The following is a 22,674-nucleotide window of genomic DNA, read 5'->3' on the forward strand; positions in this document are numbered from 1 at the left end:
CGGAGTAATGCCAATGACCTCGAACCCGAACCTCGAATCTCCGGCTGAGGACACGGTTAAGTCGTTGGATAAGGCTCCCGTACTCGTTCGCCTGTCGCAGATCCACAAACACTACAAAGGCACGACGGCCGTCGAACATGTGGACCTCGATATCCGTCAGGGCGAATTCTTCACCTTTCTGGGTCCGTCCGGTTCCGGCAAAACGACGACACTCCGCATGATTGCCGGCTTCGAAAAGCCGGACCGCGGGCACATTACCATCAATGGCGCGGATATCACCCGGTTGCCGCCATTCGAACGGGACGTCAACACGGTCTTCCAGGATTATGCCCTGTTCCCGCATATGACGGTGGCAGACAACGTGGCCTACGGCCTGCAAGCCAAGCGCGTTGCCAAGCGGGATATCCCGGATCGCGTCGCCGAAGCCCTGCGCATGGTGCGACTCGACAGCTTCGCCGACCGCCTGCCCAGCCAGCTGTCGGGCGGTCAACGCCAGCGGGTGGCTCTGGCACGCGCCATTGTCAACCATCCCCAGGTGCTGTTGCTCGACGAACCGCTGGGCGCCCTCGACCTCAAGCTCCGCCAGCAGATGCAGGTCGAGCTGCAGCGTATCCAGAGAGAGGTCGGCATCACCTTTATCTATGTGACCCACGATCAGGAAGAAGCGCTTGTCATGAGCGACCGGATCGCGGTGTTCGCCAACGGGCGTATCGAACAGATGGGGACTCCCGTCGAACTCTACGAACGCCCGGCAACCGAGTTCGTGGCCAACTTCCTGGGCACCTCGAACGTTTTACAGCGACATGGAAAGAAGTGGCTGGTCCGACCGGAACGAATCCGGATAAATCCAACAAAGCCCGTCCTCGATATGCAGTCGTACCACGTCGAATCGGGCGTCCTGCGGGAAGTCGAATTCATCGGCATGTTCACGCGCTACATCGTGACCCTGTCCGATGGCTCTACGCTGTTGATCCATGAACAGAATCTGGATGGCTTTACTGTGCGCGAGCAGGTGCGCCGGGAAGAGTCCGTCTGGGTATCCTGGAGTCTGGCCAGCGCCTACGAGCTGCCAGCTTAATAATTTGCAGGGGAGGGAGTCATTCATGACACGCACACACCGCAGCCGGCTTTGGTTGAGTTCGGCCAGTCTCGGCTTGTTCATGTTATCGTCCAGCGGCATCGCCGCTCCGGTGGCGCCGCATTACCCGAGCTCCATCGGGAAAGGCGAGGGCCAGTTGAATATCATTGCCTGGGAGGGCTACGCCCAGCCCGAGTGGGTCAAACCCTTTGAGAAGGAAACAGGCTGCCGCGTAAACGCCAAATACGCGGGATCGTCGGATGAGATGGTCGCACTGATGCGGCAGGGCGGCGGCTCCCAGTATGATCTGGTGTCTGCCTCAGGCGATGCCTCGCTGCGACTGATATATGGCGGCATCGTACAGCCGGTCAACGTCAAGTTGATCCCCGACTACGAGAACTTCCTGCCGGAGCTGCAGTCACCTCCCAACAACACCATCAACGGCATTCATTACGGCATTTCCTATGAATGGGGTCCCAACGTCCTGCTTTACAACACGGACAAGGTGAGCCCGGAGCCGACCAGCTGGGCAGCCATCTACAGCGAACAGTATAAAGGTCGCATTACGGTTCCCGACAACCCGATCCAGATCGCCGATGCAGCGCTGTACCTGATGGCACACAAGCCGGAACTGGGCATCAAGGACCCTTACGAACTCACCCGGAAGCAGCTTGACGCGGCTGTGGCCCTGCTGAAAAAACAACGCCCGCTGATCAAGAAATACTGGGCGCTGGCATCGGATGAGATCGAGCTGTTCAAGAACGGGGATGTCGTGATCGGTGCCGCCTGGCCTTACCAGACCAATGCGCTCAAGGCGGCGGGCACCCCGGTGGCCGACACCGTTCCCGAGGAAGGCGCTACCGGTTGGTCCGATACCTGGATGCTGTCGGCGAAAGCCAAACACCCGAACTGTGCCTATAAGTGGATGCGTTACGCATCGACGCCCATGGTCCAGGCCCAGCAGGCGATCTACTTTGGCGAAACCCCAGCCAACAAGAAGGCCTGTAGCGTCATGAACAAACTGGAACCCGGTTCCTGCCAGAAATACCACCTGGACGCCCCGGCCTCCTACTTCGACAAGATCAAGTTCTGGAAAACGCCGCGCAAGCAGTGCAGCGACGGCCGCAACAACTGCACCAGCATCTCGCAGTGGCAACAGGCCTGGCAGTCGGTCATGCAGTAACGACGACGGCCTTCCTTCCACCCGCCCCCCTGCTCCGGCAGGGGGTTGATGGAGACCTGATCTATGGCGTTGGACAAAGCCCTGCCGTTGGGCGAACCACAACAGAGCCCGCTACGGAGTCTGGCTATTGCCGTTTGGCGCCGACCGGCGCTGGGCGCTTCAGCCCTGCTGGCCGGGCCCATGGGTTGGCTGGTGCTGATCTACCTGGCGGCACTGGCCACGCTGTTTATCTCGGCGTTCTGGTCGGTCAACGACTTCACCGGCGAAATCGTCCACTCCTGGACCCTGGATAACTTCCGCCAGCTGGTCGAGAGTTCGGTCTACCCGCACATTGCCCTGCGGACGATCGGTATCGCCTTTGCAGTAACGCTAACCGATATCGTGCTGGCGTTTCCGCTGGCGTACTTCATGGCCCGCATCGCCCGACCGAAACTACGCGCAGCCCTCTTTGCCATGGTGCTGCTGCCGCTTTGGTCGAGTTATCTGGCACGGGTATATGCCTGGCGCCTGATTCTGTCCCATGACGGTGTATTGAACTGGTTCCTGCTCGAACTGGGCCTGCCCAGGGCGCATATCGGCTACACCAACTGGGCCATGTGGATCGTGTTTTCCTATATCTGGCTGCCCTTCATGGTCATGCCGATCTACGCGGCCATCGAACGGATTCCCGGCTCCTTCCTTGAAGCCTCCCAGGACCTTGGCGGTCGCGGCCTGCGCACTCTGCGCAAGGTGATCCTGCCGCTAGCCATGCCAGGCGTCATCGCCGGCTCCATTTTCACCTTTTCCCTGACCCTGGGCGATTACATCACGCCGGTACTGGTCGGGGGGCCGGGATCGAATTTCATTGGTAACGTGGTGTTCTCTAATGTCGGTATCGCCAACAACATTCCGTTCGCCGCCGCCTTCGCCACAGTGCCGCTGGTGGTGATGGCCATCTATCTCTTTATCGCCCGTCGCCTGGGCGCCTTCGAAATGATGTGAGCTGAGGAATCAACGATGGAAAGCAAAGCCGCACGTCTGTTTCTGGGTGCCTGGACACTGATGATCATGCTGTTCCTGTTCATCCCGATTGCCATCATCGTCGTTTACGCCTTCAATGCGTCGAACATCCAGAGCTGGCCCATCGCCGGATTTTCCCTGAGATGGTTTGGCGAGACCTGGGCCAACGAGGCGGTCCGCCATGCCCTCTGGTTATCGGTGCGGGTTGCACTGTTCGCCACCACCATTTCGGTGGTACTGGGTTCGCTAGCCGCTTTTGCCGTGCACTACTATCGTTTTCCGGGCCGGGAATCCATCGCCTTCCTGGTGGTACTGCCCATTGCCCTGCCGGGCATTATCACCGGCATGGCGCTCAGTTCCTTTTTCGTCGTAACGGGCGTCAACCTGTCGATACTGACCATCGTCATCGGTCACGCGACGTTCTGCATCGTCATCGTCTACAACAACGTCATCGCCCGCCTACGACAGCTGCCCCGGTCATTATCCGAAGCGTCCATGGATCTCGGGGGGGATGCCTTTTACACCTTCCGCCGTGTGACCCTGCCGATGATTTCCACGTCGGTGGTCTCCGGCGGCATCCTGGCCTTTGCCCTTTCCTTTGACGAGGTCATCGTCACCACCTTCACTGCCGGCGCGCAGAACACGCTGCCGCTGTGGATCTTCGGGGCCATCCGCCTGGGCCAGAAACTGCCTGAGGTCAACGTGGTCGTACTGATCGTAATGCTGTTCACCCTGATCCCGGTGCTGTTGTCCTATCGCATGATGAACAAGGCACCGGCATCGGCCGGGCGTTGATCATGGCCCGTCGCTAACCCTTCGCGACGCGGCAGTTTGCTTGGGCCTCATGGCATGATAGAAAGGACGACTCGGCAGCCAACTCCATGACTATGCCCTCATCGCCTTTAGATCGCCGCCATGACGCCCTCAGCCTGCGCCAGATCCGCTATTTCATCGCGGTGGCGGAGTCCGAATCCGTCTCACGGGCGGCGCAGGAGCTGTGCATTTCACAGTCGGCCATCACCGCCGCCATCCAGACGCTGGAACACGAACTCGACGCAGCGCTGTTCACCCGCCATGCGCGGGGTGTGCGCCTGACCCGTGAGGGACACCGTTTCCTGCGCCACGCCAACCACATTGTTGCCGCCATCGCCGACGCGCGGCGGGCCATCTCGTCGAATACCCAGGTCGAGGCGGGCGAACTCAACATCGGCGTCACACGCATGGTTTCCGGCTATTACCTCGCCGACTACCTGGCCCGCTTCAACCGTCTCTATCCTCAGATCCGCGTCCGCGTCGTGGAAGACGAGCGTGACTATATCGAACACCTGCTGGTGAATGGCGAACTGGACGTTGGTCTGTTGCTCGTCTCCAACCTGCGCAACACCCAGGCACTGGACCACGAAACCCTGGTCCGCTCGCCCTGGCGCGTCTGGCTGCCGACGGGGCATCCGCTGCTGGAGCTGGATGCGCTGGAGCTGGCTGATATTGCCGACGAACCGCTGATCCTGCTCGGCCTCGACGAACTCTCGGAAAACACCAGCAAAATCTGGGCGGATGTCGGCCTGACACCCCGGGTCATGCTGCGCACCGAAGCTGTGGAGGCGATCCGGAGTCTGGTCGGTATGGGCGTCGGCATCGCCACCCTGCCCGACATGGCCTATCGCCCCTGGTCACTGGAAGGCGACCGCCTGGAGGCCCGCCAGATTGTCGATCCGATCCCGACGGTGGACGTCGGTGTGGTCTGGTGCCGCGGCGCACCGATGCGACCGGCCACCAGCCTGTTCCTCAAGCTGTGCCGTGAGCACACGCCGGACTATGCCTCAGCGTCGTCGCGCCGCTGATTCTGCGGAGCAAAAAAAAAACCGCCGACATCCCCGGGGGGACGACGACGGCATAAGGACAGAGGAACCCGTTATTCGTCAGCGATCACCGAACCGATGCGCTGCCCCATCTGAGGATCTTTTTTGACCACACTGCGCGCGTAGAGGAAAGCCACCACCAGCACAGCAATCGCAATGTAGGGATAGATATTGAAGGGGTAGGGCTGTCCGGGCGAGACCAGTCCCCAGATCGGCATGATCATCGCCAGGGCCCCCAGTACCGGCAGGACGGCATGACGGATTGCCGAGAAATTGGAGCGATGGGTACGCCAGACATAGAACGGCAACGCCAGGTTGGTGATGCAGTAGATGATGGCAACCGGGATGGTGCCGCAGGTCGCTGCCTCACCGAAGTAATCCACCGGGTCTTTCCCTTCGGCAAACATGAACAGCAGCGCCAGCGCGATCAGCAGGAAAGTGGAGATCGCCGCCCAGGGGGTCTTGTGATCGGCATGAACCGCGCCGAAATGTCCCGGCAACAAGCCTTCCCGGCCACTGTTGAAGAGGATGCGCGACTGGGCATTCACCAGACCGATCAGCGAACCGAAGATACTGGTGATACCGGCGATATAGAGCAGCACCACAATACCGCCGAGCACCTTGGCGGTGATGTCGACGAAAGGCACTGACGCGCCGGCCAGCGCCTTCACGTCGTAGCCGAAACCCACCTCAGTCGCATAGGCGAGGAAGGTGTACAGCAAACCGATCACGATAACACTGGAGAACAACGCCCGGGGCACCAGTTTCCGCGGCTCTTTCGACTCCTCAGCCATCATCGAGGCGTTTTCCCAGCCAATGAACAGGAAGATCGCGATGGGGAAGCCCAGGCCCAGGCCCTTGAAGCCACCGGCCAGGAAGTGCGGATCAAACGGGTGCAGGTTCAGTCCGCCATGAACGAACAGGATAGCGAAGCCGACCAGCAGCAGGATGCCCAGCTCAACCCAGAACGCGGCCGCGGCCCAAGCGGTCGACAGTTTCACCCCGCGCACGGTCATCAGGCCCACGCCGACAATGGAGACGAAGGTCAGGATCTCCCAGGGAATGTTGATCCCCAGATACTTGTGCAGGGTTTCTGCAGTCCAGCCGCCCATAATGGCGACTACCGCCGAGCCTGCCAGGATGTACCCGAAAATCAGGAAAATTGCCGAAGCCACCGCAGCCGTGGGCCCGAAAGCTTTCCCGATAAAGGTGACGAAGGACCCTGCAGAAGGTGTCAACTTCGAGAACTCGGCCAGAGTATTGGCGAGAAACAGAACGGCGACCATAGCGGTCAGGATTGTGAGCGGCGCAGCGACGCCCGCCCCATCGGTAATCACGGAAAAGCTGAAGTAAAAACTCATCGCTGGTGCGATGTTGGCTAGCGTAGCGGAAATAATATGGCCGAGACTGAGTTCGCCCTGCCGGAGCCGGGAGGGTATGGCTTGAGGTATAGCAGACATTACGTTCTCCTTCGAAGATATGACGAACAACCACTGTTTTGTTTTTATGCATCCTTCAGCGGCGTTTGATGACTGAACATAAATCCCTGTTCCGTCAGACACACCCGCCGGCTCGCCCTGTTCAGAAAAGGCCCGGCGTAGAACCGCGAACAAGCTAGCAAAGTCGCTTCGCGCCGCGGAATAGACCAATTCACATTTCAACTGAACCAATAAATCGGGCAATCAGGACAAAGCTCACTCCAGCCGCAGGCCCGCGACCAGCCACCATGATAAAGAGCTGCCCCGAACGACGTTAAAGCTTGATGACCTAGATCATCTCGAAAAGCGGTTCAGTGTGGATAAAGGCATGACATGAGCGCCTGCCCGGAGCCCAAACCCAAGGAACGGAGGGGGTGCACCTTGGCCGCAAGGGTGCTCAGGCAGGCAAGGAAGAAAGGGAGATAGATCAGAAGGTGGGCAGCCACTGCTTAAGCAGCGCACGGAGCCGATCAGCCTCACGGATCAGCGCGTAGCCCGACACCATCCCGATACCCAGGATGAGACCCCGTCGATCGTCACCCTCGGCGCAGACCGGACTCAGTGGCTGCACCACCAGTTGCTCGCGCAGCAGACGCTGCGCCAGGGCCCGATCATCGATATGCGGCGCCAGCTCGGCACAGAGGCCGATGGCATTGGACGGGGGCGAAATACGGATGACGCCGGGCAGCCCGGCCAGGCGGTCATGGAGCACCTGCTGACGACCGAGATACTCGCCCCGGATGCGCTTGTACCAGGCGTCCAGGTCACCATCCGCGATGAACTGGGCCAGAACCGCCTGATCCATCATGCGCCCTTCCCGCGACACCTCACTGCGGAAACGGCTCAATGGCGCTGCAAGCGCCTGGGGAACCACCAGGTACCCCAGGCGGAGTCCGGGGAACATAAGCTTGGAAAAGGAACCGACCATCAGGCGATCCGGGCGACCGGCATCGAAAATCAGGTTCTCTCGGTGATCGCTGCCGAACTCGTAATCGTCCTCGATCACAAAGTCCGGTTTGGCTGAGGCACAGAGACTGCGCTTGTCGTCGATGTTGGTCGGCACGTTCAACGGATACTGTCGTGCCCCCGTGAAATAGGCCAGGCGCACCGGAGCATCGGTCTGGCGGAGATCGTAACCCGACGCCGGTCGCCAGGGCAGCATCTCCACGTCGAGGCCAAATGCGGTAAAGATATTCCGCGCCCCCCAGTAGCAGGGCGAATCCAGTAATACGCGATCGCCGACATCCGCCAGGGCCATGGCACAGAGCTGGATTCCCTGATGGGCACCCTCGGTGATAATGATCTGTTCACTGTCACAGCGAATCCCCCGCCAGCGCCAGAGAAAATCGCGAATCGCGCGTTTGAGCGGCCCGTAGCCACCACTCGAATAAGACAGTAACAACGCGTTATGCGGCACCGTGACACTGGTGTACAGCTGACGCCATTTACGCATGGGAAAGTGGGTGATATCGGGAATGCCGGGCATAAAGGCACCGCTCTGGACACGGCTGACACCCCGCTTGCCGAGAACGGCCTGCGCCCGGTCCGATAAACGCACCGGCTCTGCCGACTCCACTGGCGGCGACTCCGGCGGCCGCTGTGCCCAGGTGCCCTGCCCCTGACCAGTCACCAGCCAACCTTCGGCAATCAGGCAGCGGACAGCCTGAGCCAGCGTATTGCGTGCCACCCCCATCCGCTCGCATAGGACACGATGCGACGGCAACCGCTGACCCACCGGCCAGAAGTCACGAATCGCGATACGCAGTGCCTGCTCGATCCTGACCTGCTTTCCCAGGCTTTCCGGTTGCTGCTGATAGCAGGCCACCAACGCAGCCAGCATTTCCTCATCAACACTCATCTCGATGCTCTCTCCGCCATCGGGGCGCACGCCGGGATCTTAACACTTGTCCCTCCAAATTGGTTCACCCAAAGCAAACATTGGTCTATTCAGCAGGCAACAGGAGTCTGTTAGCGTGTTAACCGTTCATTTTATCGCCATGCATCCTTCTTTATCCGGCGATACTCATTGAGGAATCTGTCATGTCCCTGCTCGACTATGTCACCGGTGATTGCGTCACCAGCCTGATCGGCGCCGATTGGCGTCCGGGCCAGAGCCGGTTCGCTGTCACCAACCCCGCCACCGGCGAGACATTGGCCCAGGTAGCCGATCTCGGTGCCGACGATACCCGCGATGCGGTTGCGGCGGCCGAAGCCGCCGGCCCTGCCTGGCGCCGCCTTCCGGCCAAGGCTCGCTCCACGCTGCTTAGACGCTGGTTCGATCTGGTCACCGAGCACAGCGAAACCCTGGCGCGCCTGATGACGCAGGAGCAGGGAAAGCCGCTGGCAGAGGCCCGTGGCGAGGTTGCCTATGGCGCCTCCTTTATCGAATTCTTCGCCGAGGAAGCCAAGCGGATGGCCGGGGAAACCCTGCCTTCCCACGGTGCCGACAAGCGCACCCTGGTACTGCGCGAGCCGGTGGGCGTCGTTGCAGCCATTACGCCCTGGAACTTCCCGCTGGCGATGATTACCCGCAAGTGCGCCCCGGCCCTGGCCGCTGGCTGCACACTGGTGATCAAGCCCGCCGAGGCCACACCGCTGACCGCGCTGGCATTGGTGCGCCTGGCCCGTGAGGCCGGTTTCCCAGACGGGGTGATCAACATTGTGACCGCCGCCAGCCCTGCCGCCGTCGGTGAAGTGCTGACGGGCGATCCCCGGGTACGGAAAGTGTCCTTTACCGGCTCCACCGCCGTCGGCAAACGCCTGCTGGCCCAGTGTGCGACGACCGTAAAGAAAGTCTCCATGGAGCTCGGCGGCAACGCGCCCTTTATTGTCTATGACGATGCCGACCTGGATGCGGCCGTGGACGGCGCCATCGCCTCCAAATTCCGTAATGCCGGGCAGACCTGCGTCTGCACCAACCGCTTCCTCGTGCAGTCCGGTGTCTACGACGCCTTCCTTGAGAAGCTGGTCGCCCGCGTCAGCGCCCTGAATGTCGGTAACGGATTGGACGAGGGTGTACAGATCGGACCGCTGATCAACCAGGCGGCGGTGGATAAGGTCCAGCGCCATATCGACGATGCCGCCGGCAAAGGCGCGCGGATTCTGTGTGGCGGCCAACCCCACGATCGCGGCCTGTCGTTCTTTACGCCGACAGTGGTGGCCGATGTCACATCGGCGATGGCCGTAGCCGGCGAAGAAACCTTCGGCCCCCTGGCACCGGTATTCCGCTTCGAAAACGACGAAGACGCCATTGCGATGGCCAACGCGACGCCTTACGGACTCGCCGCTTACTGCTACGCCACCGACTATCGCCGCATCTGGCGTGCGATGGAAGGTCTTGAGTACGGCATGGTGGGCATCAACGAAGGCCTGATTTCCAGCGAGCTGGCACCGTTCGGCGGCGTCAAGGAATCGGGGCTCGGCCGCGAAGGATCCCATTACGGCCTGGATGAATTCACCGAGCTGAAATACGTCTGCGTGGGCGGCCTCTGAGCCGCCCCGCCAGCCACATTTAGGAGTCCACCATGAACAACGCAGAATTGAACGCCCTCAAGAACCAATACGTCGCCAGTGGCGGAGCCCCCGCCAACGGCGCTTTCGCCGCCCGCGCCGAGAATGCGGAAATCTGGGACGAAGACGGTCAGCGCTGGATCGACTTTGCCGGTGGGATCGGCGTCCTCAACCTGGGCCATCGTCACCCCAAGGTGGTCGAGGCGGTCAAGGCACAACTCGATAAGGTCATGCACACCTGTTCGAGCATCATGCCTTATGCACCCTACGTGCAACTGGCCAAGGCCCTGTGCGAACTGACGCCGACCCGTGGCACCGCACGCAAGGCATTCCTCGCCAACTCCGGCGCCGAAGCCGTCGAGAATGCGGTCAAGATCGCCCGTGCCGCCACCGGTCGCTCCGGCATCATCGTCTTCGATGGCGCCTTCCATGGCCGCACCATGATGACGATGGCGATGACCGGCAAGGTGCTGCCCTACAAGAACGACTTCGGCCCCATGCCGGGCGACGTCTATCGTGCGCCTTATCCGAACCCTGCGCACGGCATCAGTGACGAACAGTCCCTGGCGGCGATCCGCACCCTGTTCAAGACCGATCTTGCCCCCCACCGCACAGCAGCGATCGTGATCGAGCCGGTGCAGGGCGAAGGCGGCTTCTATATCGCGTCGGCCAACTTCCTCAAGGCACTGCGCGCCCTCTGCGACGAACACGGCATCCTGTTGATCGTCGACGAGATCCAATCCGGCTTCGCCCGTACCGGCAAGCTGTTCGCCATCGAGCACAGCGGCGTCGAGCCGGACATCGTCACCATGGCCAAGAGCCTGGCAGACGGCATGCCGCTGTCGGCCGTCGTCGGCAATGCCGAGGTCATGGACACCTCGGGTCCGGGCTCGCTGGGCGGTACCTATGGCGGCAACCCGCTGTCCTGCGCCGCCGCGCTGGCCGTGATCAAGGTCATCGAAGAGGAAGATATCCTCAGCAAGAGCCAACAGCTGGGGCAGGTCCTGGCCGAACGTTTTGCCGTCTGGGCGGACCGTTTCCCGGCCTTTGCCCATCCACGGAACCTGGGTGCTATGGCGGCCTTCGAGTTTATCGATCCCGCCACCGGCAAACCGGACACGACCATGGCACCGGCACTGTGCCAAAAGGCCAAGGAAAAAGGATTGATCCTGTTGTCCTGCGGTTTCTACGGCAACACCATCCGTATCCTGGTGCCACTGACAGCACCAGGCGCGCTGGTTGAGGAAGGGCTTGCCATTATCGAAAGTTCGCTGGAAGAGCTGACCCGCTAACGCGGACGGCGACAACAGGGAGCCGGTAGCGATGCCGCCGGCTCCCTGTGCAATGTTATGTGGGCCGGAAGATCTGAAACCGGTGATCGGCGTCGATGGAAAAGTAATCCGCCGGCCCACCTGCACGCAGGACCGGCTGCGCCGCGGCCGTATCGTAAACACCGTCTTTCAGCAAGTGACGGGCGATGTGGACCCCGACCACCTCGCCAAACACCATCCAGGTATCGACAGGCTCACCATTGGCGCCGGTCAATTGAAGCAACTGGGAAAATTTGCACTCGAAGGTCACTGGGCTTTCCGCAACATGTGGAACCGACACCACCTGTGACGGTGCGGGCGTCAGCCCGGCCAGTGCAAACTCATCAACCTCAGAGCCCACCATCGCCGACGTCTGGTTCATCGCATCCGCCAGCGGGCGGGTCACCAGATTCCAGCAAAACTCCCCCGTCTCGACGATATTCCGCACCGAATCCTTATAGCCGATGCTGGAAAAACCGATAATGGGCGGCGTGTAGTTGAAGGCGTTGAAGAAACTGTAGGGCGCCAGGTTCAGCCCTCCCTGCTTGTCATGGGAGGATATCCAACCGATGGGACGGGGCGCGATTACCGAGTTGAAGGGGTCATGGGCGAGCCCATGCCCTTTGGCCGGCTCATAGAAATGCCGTTCTTCTGTCATACAGTGCCTCTGGGAGTATCTGTCTCAACGGAAAGCAGCCGTCATGGCCTGTCGACCACAACGGCACCGAATGCAGCTCCATCCACTGGAAGAAGAGGCTTGTATGACGCCATCGATGCACGCGCACATCAGCCTCAACGTCATGACGTTCTTAACGTCGACGCGATGATGTCAGTTGCTCGCGCCGCGGTCCACCCTGGCGCTCCAGCATCCAGCCCGGATATTCGTCAGGCAGGGCACTGACCTTGTCCAGGGCTTCCAGGTCATCGTCGCCCAGTGACACCGCGGTCGCGGCAATATTGTCCTGCAACTGTTCCAGGCGCTTGGCCCCCACAATGACACTGGTCACCGCCGGCTGGTGCAGCAGCCAGGCGAGTGCGATCTGGGCGACGGATACCCCGTGTTTCTCCGCGATCGCGCGCATCACGTCGATACAGTCATAGGCGCGCTCGAGATTCACCGGAGGGAAGTCGAAGGTGGTACGGCGGGCGCCCTCCTCAGGTGTGACATTCCGTCCGTACTTGCCGCTCAGCAGGCCGCCCGCCAGCGGGCTCCAGACCATCAGGCCCAGGTTCTCGCTTTGCAGCAGCGGAATCAGCTCCCGTTCGAGATCGCGACCGGCCACCGTGTAATAGGCCTGCAGCGATTCGAAACGAGCCAGGCCGTGCTTATCGGCCAGGCCCAGCGCCTTCATGATCTGCCACGCCGCCCAGTTCGAAACGCCGACATAGCGGACATAGCCCCGCTGCACCAGGTTATCCAGCGCCCGAACAGTTTCCTCAATGGGCGTCGCCGGATCGAAACCGTGGATCTGGTAAAGGTCGATGTGATCGAGCTGCAAACGCTTCAGGCTGGCGGCCACACCATCCATGATGTGATAACGGGATGCCCCTCGCGAGTTGGTGCCGCCGGTGCCGGTCACACCGTAAACCTTGGTGGCGATAACGACATCTTCCCGCGCGACCTTGAGATTCTTCAGGGCCTGCCCGGTCATGATTTCAGACGCCCCTTCGGAATAGACGTCCGCCGTATCGATAAAATTGATCCCCGCCTCAAGGGCGTGGCCTATCAAACGATCGGCATCGTTCTGCTGCAGATCGCCGATGTGACGCCATACCTCACCTGCTCCACCGAAGGTCATGGTGCCGAGACAGAGTTCGGAAACAAATAAGCCTGTATTACCGAATTTCCTGTATCGCATGGTCTGGACTCCTTGTATCAAGCGTTCCGTTGAATGGCCCCGCGAGTCGTCGCTGCGCTATGCCGGACAGAGAACGTATCAGGACAGTTCCGCTCTACCATTGAACAGCGAAGGACGACGGAAGTTCCGCAGGGGATGACGACCGAAGGCGGACGACACGCCACCACGGTCCCACATTGGACCTTATCTTTAAATATGGCCTTTTATTCATAATACTTTTCGCTAGTTGCCGCCGATAAGGCTTTTATCTTGAATGGATTCTGGTCAGAAAGTCACCAATCGACTTTCTACTTATGAAGCTGAATTCATATACAACAACAAAAAAGAGCCAGCTATGAACCGAAACACCACGCCCGACAACAGATCGTCGCTTACCGCACACCCGCACGGTTTGGCGCTGACACCACGGCAGCGCAGTGTCGCATCGCCCAGAGCGTATCGGCAGCCGAACCCACCTCACGTCAACGCACCACAGCGATTCCATAGAACCCACCGCGGCCCCGACCAGGCGACATGGCCACCCGGGTTCGACTAAACCGCTAGATGCCATTCCTGACATCCAGCACTTCGCTTTCGCTCGTATCATCCGATTCACAAAACGCCGATAACAGGCGCCGAAACGGCACCTTTAACAACGGTACCGATCACGACGGCACTTATAACAACAGAGGTATGTGTATGGACGGGGTAACTGAAAAACCGATGATGGGAGCAGGACGCTCTGCCGGGTTCTTTGCCAGGGAAAGCACCATAGCCGGCCCGAACTTCAACCGATGGCTGGTGCCGACCGCCGCCTTGGCCATCCACCTCTGCATCGGCATGGCCTACGGGTTTTCCGTTTTCTGGCTGCCGATGACAACGATGATCCACGGCACCGACCCGGGGATGTGCAACAACATCGGCTTCTTTCAGGCGCTGACAACCACCACCTGTAACTGGACGGTGCCTCAGGTCACACACATCTTCGAAACCTTTATCGCCGTACTCGGCATTTCCGCCGCCCTCTGGGGAGGCTGGCTCGAACATGCCGGCCCCCGCAAGGCCGGGTTCATCGCAGCCTGGTGCTGGGGCGGCGGCCTCATGGTGGGCGGCGTCGGCGTCATGATGCACCAGCTCTGGCTCGTCTACCTCGGCTGCGGCATCCTCGGCGGCGTCGGTCAGGGCCTGGGCTACATCACGCCGGTTTCAACGCTGATCAAATGGTTCCCCGACCGCCGCGGCATGGCGACCGGTTTCGCCATCATGGGGTACGGCGGCGGCGCCATGATCGGCGCGCCCCTGGCTGTTCTGCTGATGCGTCATTTCGGCACGCCGGATGCCCCGAATGTGGCCATGGCACTCATTGTCATCGGTGCCATCTACGTGGTCGTCATGGCGGCCGGCGCCATCGGCTTCCGTGTGCCGCCCAACGGCTGGCACCCCGAAGGCTGGACCCCACCGGAGGACGAACATGCCAGCGGCATGATCACCCGCCGTCACGTGCACCTGGAAAAAGCCTGGAAAACCAAACAGTTCTGGCTGATCTGGAGTGTACTCTTCCTGAACGTCACAGCAGGCATTGCGGTCATCTCGATGGCCAGCCCCATGCTGCAGGACGTTTTCGGCGGCGCACTCGTCGGCCTCAAGGACACGTCTGCCGGACTGACCACCGCCCAGAAAGCCGCCGTCGTGGCCGCCGCTGCCGGCCTGGTGGGCCTGATCAGCCTGTTCAACAGTATCGGCCGCCTGTTCTGGGCATCGATCTCGGACAAGATCGGACGCAAGAACACCTACTACACCTTCTTCATCCTCGGCATCGTCGTCTATTGCCTGCTGCCGACCTGGGGCCACCTGGGCATGCCGGCGATGTTCGTGATTTCCATCTGCATCATCCTCAGTATGTACGGAGGCGGCTTCTCGACGGTACCGGCCTATCTCGCAGATATTTTCGGCACCCAGATGGTCGGCGCCATCCACGGGCGACTGCTGACCGCCTGGTCGGCCGCCGGCATCATCGGCCCACTGATTATCGCCGCCATCCGTCAGGCCCAGCTGAAAGCAGGGGTACCGCACCAACTGGTCTATGACCGAACGCTGTACATCATGGCCGGCCTGCTGCTGGTTGGCTTGATCTGCAACAGCCTGGTCAAGCCGGTCGAGGAAGAGCATCACATGACCGACGAGGAACTGGCAAATGAACGCGCGCTGCAACACGACGACAGCGCAGTTGGGAATGTCACCACGGCAGCCCGCGGCGCTTTTGGCGCCACCGGCGTCATTGCCTGGCTCGCCGTCGGCATCCCGTTCCTGATCGGTCTCTATATCGCACTGGCCAAGGCCGCAGCCCTGTTCTGACGGACGCAGCCCTGAGAAAAGGATGAACGATAGGCCCGGTTAGCGGTCGAAACCCCTAACCGGGCCAGCTTTCAGCCTTGCCGGTCACCGGCAAGCAGTTCGGCGAAGGTACAGATATCGCCGCAGTGATCGGGCGCATAGCCCGGGAGCTTATTGATTTCGTCGATAAAATCGGACGAACGCATCAGCTCCAGCAACTGATGCATGTTGCTTTGGCCCAGGAGATCTTCGCGACAGATCAGCAGGTAGTGTTCGGTGGCGAGAGGGATAAAGTCGAGATTGAACTGCCGCGCCGCCGCTTCAACGCCAAAACCGGTGTCGGCCATACCGGCGGCCACGTAGGCGGCCACCGCCGTATGGGTAAACTCCTCACGGTCCGCACCATTGATCTGTTGTTCGAAAATCCCCTGTTCCTGCAGCAGCAGGTTGAACAGGAAACGGGTACCGGCATGGCGATCGCGATTGATGAAGCGGATATCAGGGTCGACCAGGTCCTTGAGACCGGTCAGGCGGGTTTCGCTGTCATGACGAACCATCAACCCCTGCTCTCGGGTGACGAAGCGAATGACCTTGAGGTCCAACCCCTGCAGCAGGCGCTGATAGTGATCCATCACTTTCACCGCCAGGTGCGGCAGGACCGGAAAGTGGAAACTGGCAATATCGCAGTCGCCGCGACCGAGCGCACTCAACGCATCATCAGGACTGCAGTATTGCAGATTCAGTTCGAGCCGCCCGGAAAACTCCGGCAGCAAGGCCACCGCATATCCGTGACTGGCGTGCAGCCGCAACACCGGGTGCGCGCCCGCCAGCAACTGTTGCAGCTGAATATTGAGCTCGGACGCCATGCTGTCGATCTGCGGCCCAAGACGCGCCTTGACCCGCTGCTCCGACCAGAGCAGCTTCTCGCCGAGCGGCGACAGCCGCGTACCTTGCCCCTTGTGCATCGACACCAGGGGCATACCAAAGAATTCGGCGCCGCGGTTGATCAGGTTCCACGAATGACGGTAAGAGATGCCCGCCGCCTCGGCAGCAACCGTCAACTTACCGGAATCCTGAATGCCTTTGAGAAGCCGGAACATGACCGGCTCGAAGAGTTCACCCTCCTCGGTCCGGAAGACCCAGGCGGGGGAAATGCTAAGCTTCTTATGCATGATCAAACATATTTATTGGTGGCTGGGAGAGTGCTAGTTTCCAATAAATATCGAATCGAAGCCAAACAATAATTAAGAACGGTGATGCATATGTCAGACAAAACGACCCACGCCAATGGCGTAGTCAGCAGGTCCAGTGCGGAGCCGTGGACCCCCGCGCTTATCCAGCAGGAGGTGGACGCCCTCAAGGACAAACCCGGCGCCTTACTACCTATCCTGCACGCCATTCAGGACCGCTTCGGCTACATCCCGGACGCCGCCATCCCCATCATTGCGGAAACGCTGCGGCAAACCCGGGCCGACGTCCACGGCGTGATCAGTTTCTACCACCACTTCCGCACCCATCCCACGGGCAGCCATGTGGTGCAGATCTGCCGGGCAGAAGCCTGCCAGGCCTTGGGCGCTCGTCACTTGGAAGCCCACGTAAAGGAGCGTCTGGCGATCGATTATCACCAGACCAGCCGCGATAACGAGATCACCCTGGAACCGGTCTACTGCCTGGGCAACTGCGCCTGCGGCCCATCCATCCGGGTGGACGATGACATCCATGGCCGTGTCACCGCGGATAAGTTCGATCGTCTGGTCGAGCGACTGACCACTGCGCCCCTGGAGCTGCCGTCATGACGACCCGCATCTACGTACCCTGCGACACCACCGCCCTTTCCATGGGTGCCGACGACGTGGCGGCCCGCCTCACCCAGGAAGCTGCCGCACGGAACATTGATGTACAGATCGTGCGTAACGGCTCCCGCGGCCTCTTCTGGCTGGAGCCCCTGGTGGAGGTTGAAACGTCCACTGGACGGGTCGCCTATGGCCCCGTCGAAGCCGCCGACGTCACAGACCTGGCCGACGCGGGCTTGTTCGAGGGGGAGCAAAGCCACCCGCTGTCACAGGGGCTCACTGACGAGATTCCCTACCTGAAAAAACAGCAGCGCCTGACGTTTTCCCGTATCGGCATCACCGATCCCCTGTCGCTGGACGACTATCGGGCGCACGGTGGCTTTGCAGGGCTGAAGAAAGCCCTGTCGATATCGCCCCAGGCCATCCTCGACGAAGTAAAAGCCTCCGGCCTGCGCGGCCGAGGCGGCGCCGCCTTCCCGACCGCGATCAAATGGCAGACCGTGCTCGACGAACCCGAGGGCCAGAAGTACATCGTCTGCAACGCCGATGAAGGCGACTCGGGCACCTTTGCCGACCGTCTGGTCATGGAGTGCGACCCCTACATGCTGATCGAAGGCATGACCATTGCCGGACTCGCCGTCGGCGCCAGCCAGGGATACGTCTACCTGCGCTCGGAATACCCGGTCGCCTTCCGAATCTTCAAGACCGCCATCGAGCGTGCTTATGACGCGGGCTACCTCGGTGACAACATCACTGGCAGCGGGCGCCACTTCGACCTGGAAGTCAGGCTTGCCGCCGGCGCCTACATCTGTGGCGAGGAAACGGCGCTGCTGGAAAGCCTTGAGGGCAAACGCGGCATGGTCCGCGCGAAGCCGCCGCTGCCCGCCATCAAGGGACTGTTCGGACGGCCGACGGTGGTCAACAACGTGATATCCCTCGCCGCCGTCCCCTTCATCCTCGACAAAGGCGGTGCCGCCTATGCCGACTACGGCATGGGTCGATCCCGTGGCACCCTGCCCCTGCAACTGGCCGGTAACGTCAGGCGCGGCGGCCTGGTGGAACTGGCCTTCGGTATCAGTCTGCGGGAATTGATGGAGGACTTCGGCGGCGGCACCTTCAGTGGCCGCCCGCTGAAAGCCGTACAGGTGGGCGGTCCCCTGGGAGCCTATCTGCCGGAATCCCAATGGGACACGCCCATCGATTATGAAGCCTTCGCCGCCTTCGGCGGTGTGGTCGGCCACGGTGGCGTGGTGATGTTCGACGATACCGTCGACATGGGCGAGCAGGCCCGCTTCGCCATGGAATTCTGTGCCGCGGAATCCTGCGGCAAGTGCACCCCCTGCCGCATCGGTGCCGTGCGGGGTGTGGAAGTGATTGACCGGATTCGCGCCGGCGAGAACAGCGAGGCCAACCTCGAACTGCTGTCCGAGCTGTGCGAAACGATGGTCGACGGCTCTCTGTGCGCGATGGGTGGTATGACGCCCTTCCCCGTCCAGAGCGTCATCCGGCATTTCCCAGAGAGCCTGAAGGGCTGATCGCCCGACAGCGTGGAGATTCGCTATGTTGCACTATTTCGACCCCGGTAAAAGCAGCTTCGATCCGAACAGGGATCTGGGCACACCGGCGAGCCCGTCCGAAACCCTCGTCTCCGTATCGATCGACGGCACGGCAATCAGTGTGCCGGAGGGGACCTCCGTCATGCGCGCTGCCGCACTTGCGGGCATCACCATTCCCAAGCTGTGTGCCTCCGACAACCTGGAAGCCTTTGGCTCCTGCCGCCTCTGTGCGGTGCAGATCGAGGGACGACGCGGTTATCCGGCGTCCTGCACCACACCGGTGGCGGAAGGCATGCAGGTGACCACGCAAAACGGCAAACTGGCCAAACTGCGCCGCAACATCATGGAGCTGTATATCTCCGATCACCCGTTGGACTGTCTGACCTGTCCCGCCAATGGCAACTGCGAACTGCAGGACATGGCCGGTGCCGTAGGTTTGCGGGAGGTGCGGTACGGTTTCTCGGGCGAAAACCACCTGGATGCCGAAACCGATGACTCCAACCCCTATTTCAGTTTCGACCCCAGCAAGTGCATTGTCTGCTCTCGCTGCGTCCGGGCCTGCGCCGAGGTCCAGGGCACCTTCGCACTGACCATCGACGGCCGCGGCTTCGATTCCAAGGTGTCACCGGGTCAGAATCAGTCCTTCATGGATTCCGAGTGCGTCTCCTGCGGCGCCTGCGTGCAGGCCTGCCCGACCTCGACACTGATGGAAAAGAGCGTCATCGAGGCCGGCCAGCCGGAACACAGCGTTATCACCACCTGCGCCTACTGCGGCGTTGGCTGCTCGTTCAAGGCGGAGATGAAGGGCGACCAGCTCGTTCGCATGGTGCCCTACAAGGGCGGGGACGCCAACCACGGTCATTCCTGTATCAAAGGCCGCTTTGCCTTTGGCTATACGACACACCAGGACCGCATCAAGGAACCCATGATCCGTGACAGTATCGATCAGCCGTGGCGCGTGGTGTCCTGGGATGAGGCCATTGGCTTCGCGGCCAGGCGCCTGAAGGAGACCCAGGCGAAATACGGTCGCGAAAGCATTGGCGGCATCACCTCGTCACGCTGCACCAACGAAGAGACCTTCCTGGTACAGAAACTGATCCGCGCCGCCTTCGGTAACAACAACACCGACACCTGTGCCCGCGTCTGCCATTCGCCGACCGGGTATGGTCTCAAGACCACCCTCGGCGAATCCGCCGGCACCCAGACCTTCGACTCGGTCATGAAAGCCGACACCGTGCTCGTCATCGGCGCCAACCCGACCGATGCCCACCCGGTTTTCGGTTCGCAGATACGGCGACGGCTGCGTCAGGGCGCCACCCTGATCGTCGCCGACCCGCGCCGCATCGACCTGTTGAAGACGCCCCATGCCGACCGGACGATGCACCTGGCACTGACCCCGGGCACCAACGTCGCGCTGGTCAATTCGCTCGCCCATGTGGTGGTGACGGAAGGGCTGGAAGACAAGGCCTTTATCGAGGCCCGCTGCGAGCCGGCGGCCTACAACGCCTGGCGCGCCTTTATCGCCGAACAGCGCAATTCACCGGAGGCCATGGAAGCCGTCACCGGCGTTCCCGCCGAGCAGGTTCGCAAGGCCGCCCGGGCCTACGCCACCGCCGGCAACGGCGCCATCTACTACGGCCTGGGCGTGACCGAGCACAGCCAGGGCTCCACCATGGTCATGGGTATCGCCAACCTGGCCATGGCCACCGGCAACATCGGCCGCGAAGGTGTCGGCGTCAACCCGCTGCGTGGGCAGAACAACGTCCAGGGCTCCTGTGACATGGGGTCTTTCCCCCACGAGCTGCCGGGTTATCAACACGTGGCGGATGATACGGTGCGCGGGCACTTCGAGCAGGTCTGGGGCGTCAAGCTCGACAACGAACCGGGCCTGCGCATCCCCAACATGTTCGATGCCGCCATCGCCGGCAGCTTCAAGGCGCTCTATGTGCAGGGCGAGGATATTGCCCAGTCGGACCCCAACATCCAACACGTGGAAGCGGCGCTGCGATCGCTGGACTGCCTGATCGTGCAGGACATCTTCCTCAACGAAACCGCCAAGTATGCCCATGTGCTGCTGCCCGGCTCGACCTTCCTGGAGAAGAACGGCACCTTCACCAACGCCGAGCGCCGCATCAACCGCGTGCGCAAGGTGGTGCCGCCGCTGGCCGGCAAGGAGGACTGGGAAGTCACCGTCGCCCTGTCCAATGCGCTGGGCTATCCCATGAACTACACCCACCCATCTGAAATCATGGACGAAATCGCCCTGCTCACGCCGACCTTCACTGGCGTCAGCTACGAGAAACTGGAACGACTGGGCAGCATCCAATGGCCCTGTAACGACCAGTTCCCGGACGGCACCCCGACCATGCACACGCTGGATTTCCCCATCGGCCGCGGGCACTTCGCCATCACCGAGTACGTCGCCACCAACGAACGTACCAACCGGCGCTTCCCGCTGCTGCTGACCACCGGCAGGGTGCTGACCCAATACAATGTCGGCGCCCAGACACGTCGCACAGACAACAGCCTCTGGCACGAAGAGGACATCCTGGAGATCCATCCCAGTGACGCCGAAGTACGGGGTGTGCAGGAAGGCGACTGGCTGGGCATTTCCAGCCGGGCCGGACATACGGTGCTACGGGCGAAGATCAGCGATCGCATGCTGCCGGGCGTGGTCTTCACCACCTTCCACCACCCGAGCAGCGGCGCCAATGTGGTAACCACCGACAACTCGGACTGGGCGACCAACTGTCCCGAGTACAAGGTCACCGCGGTACAGGTGGAAAAGGTCTCGCAGCCGTCCGAATGGCAGCGCAACTTCCAGACCTTCGACAAACGCCAACAGGCCTATCTGGAGCAGTCGCAGGATGAGTCAGCGTCAGCCCTCAAATGACCTGTTGCCGATGACCTCGAAGGAAGCAACGCCGCTGGTTCAGGTCCGGGTCGATGTCCGCGGCCCGGACCCGTCAGGTAGCGGTGCCGATATGGTGGCCGAGGAAACGCCGGTAGCCATGGTCTACAACGGCATATCCCATGCCGTGATGATGGCAACGCCCGCCGACCTGGCCGATTTTGCGCTGGGCTTCAGCCTGACCGAGGGGATTCTCGCCTCCCCCGCCGAGCTGTTCGATATGGAGATTGAAGAGGGTGCGGACGGCGTGACGATCGACATGCGTATCGCCGGTGAGCCGATGGCACGCCTCAAGGCGCAGCGACGCAATATGGCGGGACGTACCGGTTGCGGCCTCTGCGGCACCGAGTCCCTGGCCCAGGCGATACGCCCGATTCCCGTCGTCGGGCCCTGCCCTGCGGTTACTGACGACGCCATCCAGCACGCTGTTCGGGGACTCAAGGCGCACCAACCGCTACAAGCCGAAACCGGCGCCACCCACGCCGCCGCCTGGTGTGACCGCGACGGCAATATCCTGGCCACACGAGAGGATGTGGGTCGTCACAACGCCCTCGACAAACTGGTTGGCCACTGGCTGCACCAGGGGGGCGATTTCTCAAGGGGATTTGCGGTGATTTCGAGCCGGGCCAGTTTTGAAATGGTACAGAAAAGCGCCGCCGTGGGTATTGCCTGCCTGGTGGCCGTATCGGCGCCAACCGCACTCGCCATCCGGGAAGCCCGCAAAGCGGAAATGACCCTCGTCGGTTTCGCCCGGCCAGGCCGGCACGTCATCTATTGCGGCAGCCCAGTCCCTTCATCCCACCCAACCGTCAAGGAGATCTGATC

At 61.3% G+C, this 22,674-nt stretch carries 17 protein-coding genes; 12 read left to right on the forward strand and 5 right to left on the reverse strand.

The features are described from left to right. Nucleotides 1-13: 13 nt before the first annotated feature. The 5 genes from CLR77_RS18460 to CLR77_RS18480 all read left to right on the forward strand — a co-directional run bounded on the left by CLR77_RS18460 (nucleotide 14) and on the right by CLR77_RS18480 (nucleotide 5,101). Nucleotides 14-1,078 (forward strand): ABC transporter ATP-binding protein, encoded by a 1,065-nt coding sequence (locus CLR77_RS18460; protein WP_097462171.1) that lies wholly within the window; start codon nucleotides 14-16, stop codon nucleotides 1,076-1,078. Nucleotides 1,079-1,103: 25 nt separating this feature from the next. Continuing rightward, nucleotides 1,104-2,261 carry an ABC transporter substrate-binding protein gene (locus CLR77_RS18465; protein ID WP_198962826.1) on the forward strand — a complete coding sequence of 386 codons (1,158 nt, stop codon included), beginning with the start codon at nucleotides 1,104-1,106 and terminating at the stop codon, nucleotides 2,259-2,261. 63 nt (nucleotides 2,262-2,324) lie between these two features. Then, on the forward strand, nucleotides 2,325-3,242 hold the full coding sequence (locus CLR77_RS18470; RefSeq protein WP_097462172.1) for an ABC transporter permease: 918 nt from the start codon (nucleotides 2,325-2,327) through the stop codon (nucleotides 3,240-3,242). A gap of 15 nt (nucleotides 3,243-3,257) precedes the next feature. Continuing rightward, a complete protein-coding gene (locus CLR77_RS18475) occupies nucleotides 3,258-4,055 on the forward strand; it encodes an ABC transporter permease (protein WP_097462173.1) in 798 nt (265 codons plus the stop codon). Between the two features lie 86 nt (nucleotides 4,056-4,141). Then, on the forward strand, nucleotides 4,142-5,101 hold the full coding sequence (locus CLR77_RS18480) for a LysR family transcriptional regulator (protein WP_198962827.1): 960 nt from the start codon (nucleotides 4,142-4,144) through the stop codon (nucleotides 5,099-5,101). 71 nt (nucleotides 5,102-5,172) lie between these two features. Here the strand turns inward: CLR77_RS18480 and CLR77_RS18485 are convergent, their stop codons facing one another. Both CLR77_RS18485 and CLR77_RS18490 read right to left on the reverse strand, forming a co-directional pair. Then, nucleotides 5,173-6,579 carry an APC family permease gene (locus CLR77_RS18485; protein ID WP_097462175.1) on the reverse strand — a complete coding sequence of 469 codons (1,407 nt, stop codon included), beginning with the start codon at nucleotides 6,577-6,579 and terminating at the stop codon, nucleotides 5,173-5,175. Nucleotides 6,580-7,024: 445 nt separating this feature from the next. After that, nucleotides 7,025-8,455: an aminotransferase-like domain-containing protein gene (locus tag CLR77_RS18490; RefSeq protein WP_097462176.1), complete on the reverse strand. Its 1,431-nt coding sequence runs from the start codon at nucleotides 8,453-8,455 to the stop codon at nucleotides 7,025-7,027. A 182-nt stretch (nucleotides 8,456-8,637) separates the two neighbouring features. Here CLR77_RS18490 and CLR77_RS18495 point away from each other — a divergent pair, with 182 nt between their 5' ends. Both CLR77_RS18495 and gabT read left to right on the forward strand, forming a co-directional pair. Further along, a complete protein-coding gene (locus tag CLR77_RS18495; protein WP_097462177.1) occupies nucleotides 8,638-10,089 on the forward strand; it encodes an NAD-dependent succinate-semialdehyde dehydrogenase in 1,452 nt (483 codons plus the stop codon). Nucleotides 10,090-10,121: 32 nt separating this feature from the next. Further along, nucleotides 10,122-11,399, forward strand: coding sequence for a 4-aminobutyrate--2-oxoglutarate transaminase (gene gabT / locus CLR77_RS18500; RefSeq protein WP_097462178.1), 1,278 nt, complete (start codon nucleotides 10,122-10,124; stop codon nucleotides 11,397-11,399). Nucleotides 11,400-11,454: 55 nt separating this feature from the next. Here gabT and CLR77_RS18505 read toward each other — a convergent pair whose 3' ends face one another. Together CLR77_RS18505 and CLR77_RS18510 are read right to left on the reverse strand one after the other, a co-directional pair. Beyond that, the gene (locus CLR77_RS18505) at nucleotides 11,455-12,075 is read right to left on the reverse strand and encodes a flavin reductase family protein (RefSeq protein ID WP_097462179.1); all 621 of its coding nucleotides are present in this window, start codon (nucleotides 12,073-12,075) and stop codon (nucleotides 11,455-11,457) included. Nucleotides 12,076-12,226: 151 nt separating this feature from the next. Continuing rightward, nucleotides 12,227-13,276 (reverse strand): aldo/keto reductase, encoded by a 1,050-nt coding sequence (locus tag CLR77_RS18510; RefSeq protein ID WP_097462180.1) that lies wholly within the window; start codon nucleotides 13,274-13,276, stop codon nucleotides 12,227-12,229. 678 nt (nucleotides 13,277-13,954) lie between these two features. Between CLR77_RS18510 and CLR77_RS18515 the strand changes: the two genes are divergently transcribed. Next, nucleotides 13,955-15,610 (forward strand): OFA family MFS transporter, encoded by a 1,656-nt coding sequence (locus tag CLR77_RS18515; protein WP_097462181.1) that lies wholly within the window; start codon nucleotides 13,955-13,957, stop codon nucleotides 15,608-15,610. A 71-nt stretch (nucleotides 15,611-15,681) separates the two neighbouring features. Here CLR77_RS18515 and CLR77_RS18520 read toward each other — a convergent pair whose 3' ends face one another. Further along, the gene (locus CLR77_RS18520; protein ID WP_097462252.1) at nucleotides 15,682-16,761 is read right to left on the reverse strand and encodes a substrate-binding domain-containing protein; all 1,080 of its coding nucleotides are present in this window, start codon (nucleotides 16,759-16,761) and stop codon (nucleotides 15,682-15,684) included. 84 nt (nucleotides 16,762-16,845) lie between these two features. Between CLR77_RS18520 and CLR77_RS18525 the strand changes: the two genes are divergently transcribed. From CLR77_RS18525 to fdhD, 4 genes are read left to right on the forward strand one after another with little or no spacing between them, the layout of a single operon-like run. Beyond that, the gene (locus CLR77_RS18525) at nucleotides 16,846-17,385 is read left to right on the forward strand and encodes a formate dehydrogenase subunit gamma (protein ID WP_097462182.1); all 540 of its coding nucleotides are present in this window, start codon (nucleotides 16,846-16,848) and stop codon (nucleotides 17,383-17,385) included. Further along, the gene (locus tag CLR77_RS18530; protein ID WP_097462183.1) at nucleotides 17,382-18,917 is read left to right on the forward strand and encodes a formate dehydrogenase beta subunit; all 1,536 of its coding nucleotides are present in this window, start codon (nucleotides 17,382-17,384) and stop codon (nucleotides 18,915-18,917) included. Before CLR77_RS18525 ends, CLR77_RS18530 begins: the two co-directional genes overlap by 4 nt. 25 nt (nucleotides 18,918-18,942) lie before the next feature. Then, complete coding sequence (gene fdhF / locus CLR77_RS18535; protein WP_097462184.1) at nucleotides 18,943-21,831, forward strand: formate dehydrogenase subunit alpha; 2,889 nt, start codon at nucleotides 18,943-18,945, stop codon at nucleotides 21,829-21,831. Further along, nucleotides 21,806-22,672, forward strand: a complete 867-nt coding sequence (fdhD, locus tag CLR77_RS18540; protein ID WP_097462185.1) for a formate dehydrogenase accessory sulfurtransferase FdhD — start codon at nucleotides 21,806-21,808, stop codon at nucleotides 22,670-22,672. Before fdhF ends, fdhD begins: the two co-directional genes overlap by 26 nt. Nucleotides 22,673-22,674 lie beyond the last annotated feature (2 nt).

It is taken from the genome of Mangrovitalea sediminis (assembly GCF_002514725.1).
Taxonomy (GTDB): domain Bacteria; phylum Pseudomonadota; class Gammaproteobacteria; order Pseudomonadales; family Oleiphilaceae; genus Mangrovitalea; species Mangrovitalea sediminis.